Origin of the sequence: Streptomyces albidus (ex Kaewkla and Franco 2022), from assembly GCF_013870515.1 — a bacterium.
GTDB lineage: Bacteria > Actinomycetota > Actinomycetes > Streptomycetales > Streptomycetaceae > Streptomyces > Streptomyces albidus.
Map to the genome: position 1 here is coordinate 1 of NZ_JACBXA010000247.1, position 8606 is coordinate 8606.

Annotated in this window: 9 protein-coding genes; 1 reads left to right on the forward strand and 8 read right to left on the reverse strand. The window is 71.1% G+C overall.

Annotated elements, in window-relative coordinates; genetic code table 11:
- From H5J26_RS25335 to H5J26_RS25360, 6 genes are all read right to left on the reverse strand, one after another.
- Positions 1-778, reverse strand: a 778-nt coding sequence (locus H5J26_RS25335; protein WP_181768285.1) for a serine/threonine-protein kinase, incomplete at its 3' end; no start/stop codon positions are given.
- Between the two features lie 40 nt (positions 779-818).
- Positions 819-2123: a DUF6986 family protein gene (locus tag H5J26_RS25340; protein ID WP_181768286.1), complete on the reverse strand. Its 1305-nt coding sequence runs from the start codon at positions 2121-2123 to the stop codon at positions 819-821.
- A gap of 105 nt (positions 2124-2228) precedes the next feature.
- On the reverse strand, positions 2229-3239 hold the full coding sequence (locus tag H5J26_RS25345) for an NAD-dependent epimerase/dehydratase family protein (protein ID WP_181768287.1): 1011 nt from the start codon (positions 3237-3239) through the stop codon (positions 2229-2231).
- A 136-nt stretch (positions 3240-3375) separates the two neighbouring features.
- Positions 3376-4338 carry an electron transfer flavoprotein subunit alpha/FixB family protein gene (locus H5J26_RS25350; RefSeq protein ID WP_181768288.1) on the reverse strand — a complete coding sequence of 321 codons (963 nt, stop codon included), beginning with the start codon at positions 4336-4338 and terminating at the stop codon, positions 3376-3378.
- 63 nt (positions 4339-4401) lie between these two features.
- Positions 4402-5187, reverse strand: a complete 786-nt coding sequence (locus tag H5J26_RS25355) for an electron transfer flavoprotein subunit beta/FixA family protein (RefSeq protein ID WP_181768289.1) — start codon at positions 5185-5187, stop codon at positions 4402-4404.
- A 262-nt stretch (positions 5188-5449) separates the two neighbouring features.
- Positions 5450-5845 (reverse strand): TlpA family protein disulfide reductase, encoded by a 396-nt coding sequence (locus H5J26_RS25360; RefSeq protein ID WP_419183850.1) that lies wholly within the window; start codon positions 5843-5845, stop codon positions 5450-5452.
- Between the two features lie 307 nt (positions 5846-6152).
- On the opposite strand from H5J26_RS25360, the gene H5J26_RS25365 reads away from it, so the two are divergent.
- The gene (locus H5J26_RS25365) at positions 6153-6872 is read left to right on the forward strand and encodes a lysophospholipid acyltransferase family protein (RefSeq protein ID WP_181768290.1); all 720 of its coding nucleotides are present in this window, start codon (positions 6153-6155) and stop codon (positions 6870-6872) included.
- A gap of 108 nt (positions 6873-6980) precedes the next feature.
- On the opposite strand, the gene H5J26_RS25370 is transcribed toward H5J26_RS25365, so the two are convergent.
- Positions 6981-8042: a threonine aldolase family protein gene (locus tag H5J26_RS25370; protein WP_181768293.1), complete on the reverse strand. Its 1062-nt coding sequence runs from the start codon at positions 8040-8042 to the stop codon at positions 6981-6983.
- On the reverse strand, positions 8039-8606 hold a 568-nt coding region (locus H5J26_RS25375), incomplete at its 5' end, for an SDR family NAD(P)-dependent oxidoreductase (RefSeq protein WP_181768291.1). The genes H5J26_RS25370 and H5J26_RS25375, both read right to left, overlap by 4 nt.

Here is an 8606-nt window from a genome sequence, read left to right on the forward strand (position 1 = left end):
GCGGTCCGGCGCGGCTGGGTTCGGGCAGCGGGTCGACGACGATCGCGTTGAGCGTCGACCAGGTGGAGGTACGGCGGAACGGGGCCGCGCCCTCCACGGCCGCGTAGAGCGTCGCACCCAGGGCCCACACGTCGGAGGCCGGGCACGGAGGCTCGCCGCGGGCGCGCTCGGGCGCCAAGTAGTCGAGGGAACCGACCAGTTCGCCGCTCACCGTCAGGTTGGTGCTGGCGCCGTCGTCCGGGTCCTCCATGGCCGCGATGCCGAAGTCGGTGAGGACGACGCGCTCTTGGCCGCGCTTCTCCAGCAGCACGTTGCCCGGCTTGACGTCGCGGTGCATCACGCCCACCGCGTGGGCGGCGGCCAGCGCGTCCATGACCTCGGCGCCGACGGCCGCCGCCTCGCGTGGTTCGATCGAGCCGCGTTCACGCAGGACGTCGTCGAGCGACGGCCCCTCGACCAGCTCCATCACGATGACGGGGCGCCCTTCGTGCTGGGCGACGTCGTGCACCGCGATGACCCCGGAGTGCCGGACACGCGCCGCGGCCCGCGCCTCGCGCTGCATCCGCGTGCGCAGTTCCTCGAGTTCGCCGCTGCCCGCGTCGTTGTAGGTCCGCAGCTCCTTGACCGCGACCTCACGGCCGAGCACTTCGTCGACGGCCCGCCAGACCACGCCCATGCCGCCGCGGCCCAGGCGGCCCGTCACGCGATAGCGGCCCGCGAGGATTCGGCTCGCGCCGTCCGCACCGCCTTCCGGCTGCTGCTCCCCCGGTGATCGCACTGTGCCCCGTCCCTCTTGCCGACGTGCCGAGGGGGACAGCCTACGGGTGCGCGCCTGCCTGCGCGGCCCCGCTCCGTCCGGCCAGCCCGTCGAGGTCCGCACGTGTCATGCCGGAGTGGCGGGCGACCTCACCACCCGTCAGCGCACCGCAATCCAGACCGCGCAGAAGGTAGTTGCCGAGTGCCCTCGCGGTCGCGGGTTCGTCCATCACCGCGCCGTCCCCGCCGAACTGACCCGTGTACGCGGCGAGTCGGGCCGCGGCCTGCTCCATCCCCTCACGGTAGAAGGCGTAGACGGCGGCGTAGCGGGTCGGGAGGTGACCGGGATGCATGTCCCAGCCCTGGTAGTACGCGCGGGCCAACGAGCGCCGTACGAGGGCGTGATGGAGACGCCAGGCGTCGTGCACCTGCTCACTGGCCCCCGTCGGCACGACGTTCGTGGAACCGTCGGACAGGCGCACCCCTGTGCCTGCCGCGGCCACCTGCATCACGGCCTTCGCGTGGTCGGCCACGGGATGGTCCATGGCCTGGTAGGCGGCGCTCACGCCGCACGAGGCGCTGTAGTCGAAGGTGCCGTAGTGCAGGGAAGTGGCACGACCCTGCGCGGCGTCGATCATGAGGGCGACGGTGGCCCGCCCGTCGGGGCCGAGGATCGACTGGGTCGTCTCGATCTGGATCTCGAATCCGATGCGCCCGTCGGGCAGTCCGCGCGCCTTCTCGAACTCCCCGCACAGCGCCGCCATCGCCGCGACCTGCTCCGGATGGGAGACCTTGGGCAGCGTGAGCACGAGCCCTCCGGGCAGCGGCCCGGCATCCAGCAGCCCGGTGAGGAAGATGTCGAGGGTACGGACGCCGCGGTCCCGTACTGCGGCCTCCATGCACTTCATACGGATGCCCACGTACGGGGGCGCGCTGCCGTCCTCGCAGGCGGCACGGACCAGCCGGGCGGCTCGTGCCGCCGCCGCGTCCTCCTCGGCGTCTGGGCGCAGGCCGTAGCCGTCCTCGAAGTCGATGCGCAGGTCCTCGACCGGCTCGCGCTCGAGCTTGGCCCGCACCCGGTCGTGCACGGGCGCGGCGAGTTGCGGGGGCAGGCCGAGCACGGAGGCGAACGACGCGGCGTCCGGGGCGTGTTCGTCGAGCAGCTCCAGTGCCTGCTCGCCCCACGCCTGGACGGTGCCGGCTTCGAAGACGTCTGCCGGGACGTAGACGGTGTGCACGGGCTGACGGGCGCCCGTCTCGCCGGGGTAGCGGCGGGCGAGTTCGGCGTCGACGGGGGCCAGCCGGGCTGCGATGCCCTCACTCACGCTGCTCGTCAGACTCGTGGTCACTGTCCCGTCCTCGCTCACACGGCCTCCTCTGCTTTTCCGCCCAGCGGAATCAACAATTCGTAGAACGAAGCTATCCGCGGCTCTCGGCGCAGGTCAACCATGCAGAGTCACGCTCCGGCGCGTTCACATGCCCGGCATCGCCAGCAGCTTCGCCTCGGTCTCCGGCTCGAGCCCGGCACGCGGACGGCCGGGCCGCAGCGGGGCCTTCCCGCCCAGCTGTTGCAGCCACGCCCACGTGTCGGCCACCGTCTCCGAGACGGGTCGGCAGCTCAGCCCCTCCGCCAGCGCCCGCGAGACGTCCCCCTGGTGCAGGTGGTCGTAGTCCGGGCCCGGAGGCAGCCAGACCGGGAGCCCCGTCCACGGCTCGGCACCGGCTGCGCGGACGGACTCCGGGGACTTCCAGTGCAGTTCGGCGCCGCCGCCGGTGACGTCCGCGCAGGCTTCGAGCAGTTCGCCCATCGTGCTGTGCCCGGGCGGGGAGACGGCGTTGAAGGCACCGCGCAGACCGCGGCCTGTCGCGTCGAGAACCCACTCGGCCAGGTCACGGACGTCGATGTACTGGAGGGGCAGCCCGCGAGGGCCGGGCGCCGGCACCGCGCCGCCCCGCGCCGTCCGCAGCAGCCACCACGGCAGCCGTCCGATGTTCTCGCCGGGACCGATGATCAGACCCGCGCGTACGAGCAGGGCCCGGTCGCCGAAGGCCGCGGCGGCGCCCAGCTCGCCTCCCCGCTTGGCGCGGGCGTAGTCGGACGCCACGTCATCGGCGTCGTCGTCGGCCGAAGCCTCCACGACCGGTGCGGTCTCGTCCGCTCCCGCCTTGACGGGGCCGGCGTAGACGGACCGGCTGGAGATGTACGTGTAGTGCTCCGCCGCTCCCCGGTCCTTCAGCAGCCGGGCCGCATCACGTACGGCCGACGGCGCACCCGACCAGGTGTCGACGACGGCGTCCCACTCTCCCCTGGCAAGTGCGGACAGGCCGTCCGGCTCGCTCCGGTCGCCGTGCAGCACCGTCACCCCGCGGGGCGCCTCATGACGCCCCCTGTGAAAGACGCTCACCCTCCAGCCGCGCTCCAGCGCCGCTTCCGCGACGGCCCGCCCCACGAACTCCGTCCCGCCCAGCATCAGCAGTCTCATGGAGCGACTGTGCCCGCCGCCCAGGCGGCACAGGCCTCATCCCGCTCTCGGCGGAATCGCCGTGCGGGGGCGGACGCACGCCGCCCCCGTACGCGGACGTACGGGGGCGGTGCGGCGGACGGGATGCCCGAGAGGCTCAGCCCTTGCGGGTCTTGACCTCTTCGGTCAGCGCCGGGACGACCTCGAAGAGGTCGCCGACGATGCCGTAGTCGACCAGGTCGAAGATCGGGGCCTCGGCGTCCTTGTTGATGGCCACGATGGTCTTGGAGGTCTGCATGCCGGCACGGTGCTGGATAGCGCCGGAGATGCCCGTCGCGACGTACAGCTGCGGCGAGACCGTCTTGCCGGTCTGGCCCACCTGGTTGGAGTGCGGGTACCAGCCTGCGTCCACGGCGGCACGGGAGGCGCCGACCGCGGCGCCCAGCGAGTCGGCCAGGCTCTCGATGATGTGGAAGTTCTCGGCGCCGTTGACGCCGCGGCCACCCGAGACCACGATCGCCGCCTCCGTCAGCTCCGGACGTCCGGTGGACTCGCGCGGCGTACGGGAGACGACCTTGGTGCCCTTCGCCAGCTCGCCGAAGCTCACGGAGAGCTGCTCCACGGTGCCGGCGGCCGGGGCGGCCTCCGGAGCGGTGGAGTTGGGCTTGACAGTGATCACCGGGGTGCCCTTGCTGACACGGGACTTGGTGGTGAAACCGGCGGCGAAGACGGACTGCGAGGCGACGGGGCCCTCGTCGCCGGACTCCAGGTCGACGGCGTCCGTGATGATGCCGGAGCCGATGCGCACCGCGAGGCGGGCGGCGATCTCCTTGCCCTCCGAGGAGGAGGGGACCAGCACGGCGGACGGTGAGACCGCGTCGTAGGCGGCCTTCAGCGCGTCCACCTTGGGCACGACGAGGTAGTCGGCGAACTCGGGGGCGTCGGCGGCGAGCACCTTCACCGCGCCGTACTCGGCGAGGGTCTTGGCCGCGGCCTCCGAGCCCGCACCGAGGTGCACGGCGACGGGGTCGCCGATGCGGCGGGCCAGGGTCAGCAGTTCGAGGGTCGGCTTGCGGACGGCGCCGTCCACGTGGTCGACGAGGACAAGGACTTCAGACATGGGGTTGCTCCTGCGGGAATGTGGGGCGGTTCTGCGGGCGGGGAGTACGGACGCTCAGGTGGCTCAGATGAACTTCTGGCCCGCGAGGTACTCGGCGAGCTGCTTGCCGCCCTCACCCTCGTCCTTGACGATGGTGCCCGCGGTGCGTGCCGGACGCGCTGTGGCGTCGTCGACCTTGGTCCACGCGCCCTCGAGCCCGACCTCTTCCGCCTCGATGTCCAGGTCGTCCAGGTCCAGGGACTCAACGGGCTTCTTCTTGGCCGCCATGATGCCCTTGAAGGACGGGTAACGCGCCTCGCCCGACTGGTCGGTGACAGAGACGACGGCCGGCAGCGAGGCCTCCAGCTGCTCGGTCGCGGTGTCGCCGTCACGGCGTCCGTTGACCTTGCCGTCGGTGACCGAGACCTCGGAGACCAGCGTCACCTGCGGCACGCCGAGGCGCTCGGCGAGAAGGGCGGGAAGCACGCCCATGGTGCCGTCGGTGGAGGCCATTCCGCACATGACCAGGTCGTACCCGGTCTTCTCGATCGCCTTGGCCAGCACGGCCGAGGTGCCGAGCGCATCGGTGCCGTGGAGGTCGTCGTCCTCGACGTGCACGGCCTTGTCGGCACCCATGGAAAGCGCCTTGCGCAGCGCGTCCTTGGCATCTTCGGGGCCGACCGTGAGCACGGTGATTTCCGCGTCGTCGGCGTCCTCGCCGATCTGCAGCGCCTGCTCCACCGCGTACTCGTCGAGCTCCGAGAGGAGGCCGTCGACCGACTCGCGGTCGGTCGTCAGGTCCTCGGCGAAGTGCCTGTCGCCGGTGGCGTCGGGCACGTACTTCACACAGACAACGATCCTCAAGCTCACGCCGGCTCTCCTACTGCTTGTCCTACGGTTCCGGCCCGCGGTGGACCGGCCCCCGTTCGTTATATTACTCGTCAGTACACATAGCGCGTACCCAGTTCTCAAGGCCGGGAACTGTGACCTTGCCAACGCCGGCACGCCGGAGCACGGGCCAACTCAATCACGGCGGCTGCGCGGCGGCGGCTCTCGTGTTCCCGGGTGGCCGCGTACCGTCACGGTGCCGAGACGGCCTCCGAGCGTCAAGGAAGGCCCCGACGATGCGAGATCAATCACGGGCCTCGCCCCCGGAAGCCGATTCCCGCTCCTTCTCGCAGCTCACGGCCACGCCGATTGCGGCGATGACGTCCGCTCTACGCGGCTGCCCGTAAGCCCGGCGCACCACACATCCCGAAGCGTCGAGCACGAGCACGGCCGGAGTGCGCAGGATCTCCAGGTCGCGGACGAGAGCGAGATGCTCCTCCGCGTCGATCTCCACGTGGCTGACTCCGGCCACCATCCCGCTGACCTCGGCGAGGGTGCGCCGCGTGGCGCGGCAGGGCTGGCAGAAGGCGCTGGAGAACTGCACGAGCGTCGCCCGCTCCCCGAGCTGCCGCAGGCCGACCGCCGCGGCGTCCAGCCGGGCGTTCCCGGCGTGGGGGCGCTCCACCTCCCGATCTGCCACCGTGCTCTCTCCTTGCCTGCCGTGTGCCGTGTGCCGTGTGCCGGACTCGCGTACGGCCGTGGCTCGCAGTGTGCAGCACGGGCCACGGTCACGCGCATTCCCCCACCCGCAGCGCATACCGGACGCCGGTGACGAGGATCTCCCGTCCATGCCCGCTGCGGGGTAGCCACGGGTATGCCCATCGGGAACCATCTGCGGCGGATCGAAGTTACGCGTCCGTAGGTAGTTGAGCGCACCTGGCGGGAGTTCCGCTCCCCCCGTACCCCGACGGCACCGATCAGGACACCGACAGGAAAGGCCTCCCGACATGGCAGAACTCGTCTACCCACCGGTGATCGCCACCGCACGCGCCTGGTTCAAGGCGCTGGACCTGCGCTTCGACATGGAGGGCACCGAGCACGTGCCGCACCAGGGCGGTGCCGTCCTGGTGAGCAACCACATCAGCTACCTGGACTTCATATTCACCGGGCTCACGGCCCTGCCCGCCAAGCGGCTGGTGCGCTTCATGGCCAAGGACTCGGTCTTCCGGCACAAGGTCTCCGGGCCGCTGATGCGCGCGATGAAGCACATTCCCGTGGACCGCTCCCAGGGTGAGGGCGCGTACAAGCACGCCCTGGAGGCGCTGCGTTCGGGCCAGATCATCGGCGTCTTCCCCGAGGCGACCATCTCGCGGTCCTTCACCCTGAAGGAGTTCAAGTCGGGCGCGGCCCGGCTGGCGCAGGAGGCCAAGGTGCCTCTCGTGCCCATGGCCCTGTGGGGGACGCAGCGGCTGTGGACGAAGGGGCGCAAGCGCGACTTCGGACGCAACCACTTCCCCATCAGCATCCGCGTCGGCGAGCCGATGCAGCCCGTGGCGGACGAGTCCCCGGCGGGCCTGACGGCGCGCATGCGCGACCGCATGAACGAGCTCCTGGAGGCCGCGCAGCGCGCCTACCCGGCCACTCCGAAGGGCCCGCACGACTCATGGTGGCTGCCGGCCCACATGGGCGGCACGGCCCCGACCGCGGCCGAGGCGAGAGCCCTGTAGCGACGGCGACGGGAGTCGGCCGGGCGGACGGTGCCGCCCGGCCGTCGTACCAGGGCAGGTCCGCAAAGCAGCGTCGTCCGCCTGCAAGGCGGGGGGCGCGGACACCCCCTAGCGGCCCATCTCCTCGCGGAGCGCCGCGAGGAAGCCGTCGACGTCCTCCTCGCGGGTGTCGAACGAGCACATCCAGCGCACGTCGCCGGCGGCCTCGTCCCAGAAGTAGAAGCGGTAGCGCTTCTGCAGCCGCTCGCTGACCTCGTTGGGGAGGCGCGCGAAGACGGCGTTGGCCTGTACGGGATAGAGGATCTCGACGCCGTCGACGGTCTTGACCCCTTCCGCGAGGCGCTGCGCCATGGCGTTGGCGTGACGTGCGTTGCGAAGCCACAGATCGCCGTTGAGCATGGCCTCCCACTGCACGGATATGAACCGCATCTTGGACGCCAGCTGCATGGACAGCTTGCGCAGATGCTTCATCGCCCGCACGGCGTCGGGGTTGAGCACGACGACGGCCTCGCCGAAGAGCATCCCGTTCTTCGTGCCGCCGAGGGAGAGGATGTCGACGCCGACCGCGTTGGTGAAGGCCCTCATCGGCTTGTCGAGGGCCGCCGCGGCGTTGGCGAGACGGGCACCGTCGAGGTGGACCTTCATTCCGCGCTCGTGAGCGTGCTCGCAGATGGCGCGGACCTCGTCCACGGTGTAGACCGTGCCCAGTTCGGTGTTCTGGGTGATGGAGACGACCTGGGGCATCGCACGGTGCTCGTCGTCCCAGCCGTGCGCTTCGCGGTCGATGAGCTCCGGGGTGAGCTTGCCGTCCTCGGTGGGCACGGTCAGCAGCTTCAGCCCGCCGACGCGCTCGGGGGCGCCGCACTCGTCGACGTTGATGTGTGCGGTCTCGGCGCAGATGACCGCGCCCCAGCGGTCGGTGACGGCCTGGAGTGAGATCACGTTGGCGCCCGTGCCGTTGAAGACGGGGAACGTCTCCGCGCGGGCTCCGAGGTGGCTGCGCACGGTCCTTTGGAGGTGAGCCGTGTACTCGTCGTCGCCGTACGCGGACTGGTGTCCGCCGTTGGCCAGGGCGAGCGCCGCCAGGACCTCGGGGTGCATGCCCGCGTAGTTGTCGCTGGCGAATCCGCGCACCGAGGGGTCGTGGCGGCGCTCGGCGTCGGTGCTCAGGGCTTCGGGGTCAACCACAGGCGTGTTCCGTTCAGTTCCTCGGTGGGCTTGCTCCACGTCCCGGCAATCGTGTCCGCCAGATCCTTTACGTCGGTGAAGCCCGAGAACTTGGCCTTCGGACGTTCGGCCCTCATCTGATCGTTCACCAGTGCCTTGACGACAAGGATCGCAGCCGCAGCCGCGGGGCCGGCGTCTCCCCCGGCCTTGCGGAACGCGTCACCGAGCGCGAGCGTCCACGCCTCGGCTGCCGCCTTGGACGCGGAGTAGGCGGCGTTGCCCGCGGTCGGGTTGCTCGCACCCGCCGCGCTGATCAGCAGATAGCGGCCGTTGCCGCTGCGCGCCAGCGCGCCCTCGAAGGCGAGGGAGGTGTGCTGCACCGTACGGATCAGCAGGTTGTGCAGGGTGTCCCAGTCCGCGAGGTCGGTCTCGGTGAAGCTGGCCGAGCCGCGCCACCCGCCCACGAGGTGCACGAGGCCGTGGACGTGCCCGAACTCCTTCTCCGTGCGGGCGGCCCACTCGCGGGTCGCCCCGAGGTCGAGAAGGTCGACGGTGTCTCCCGTGACG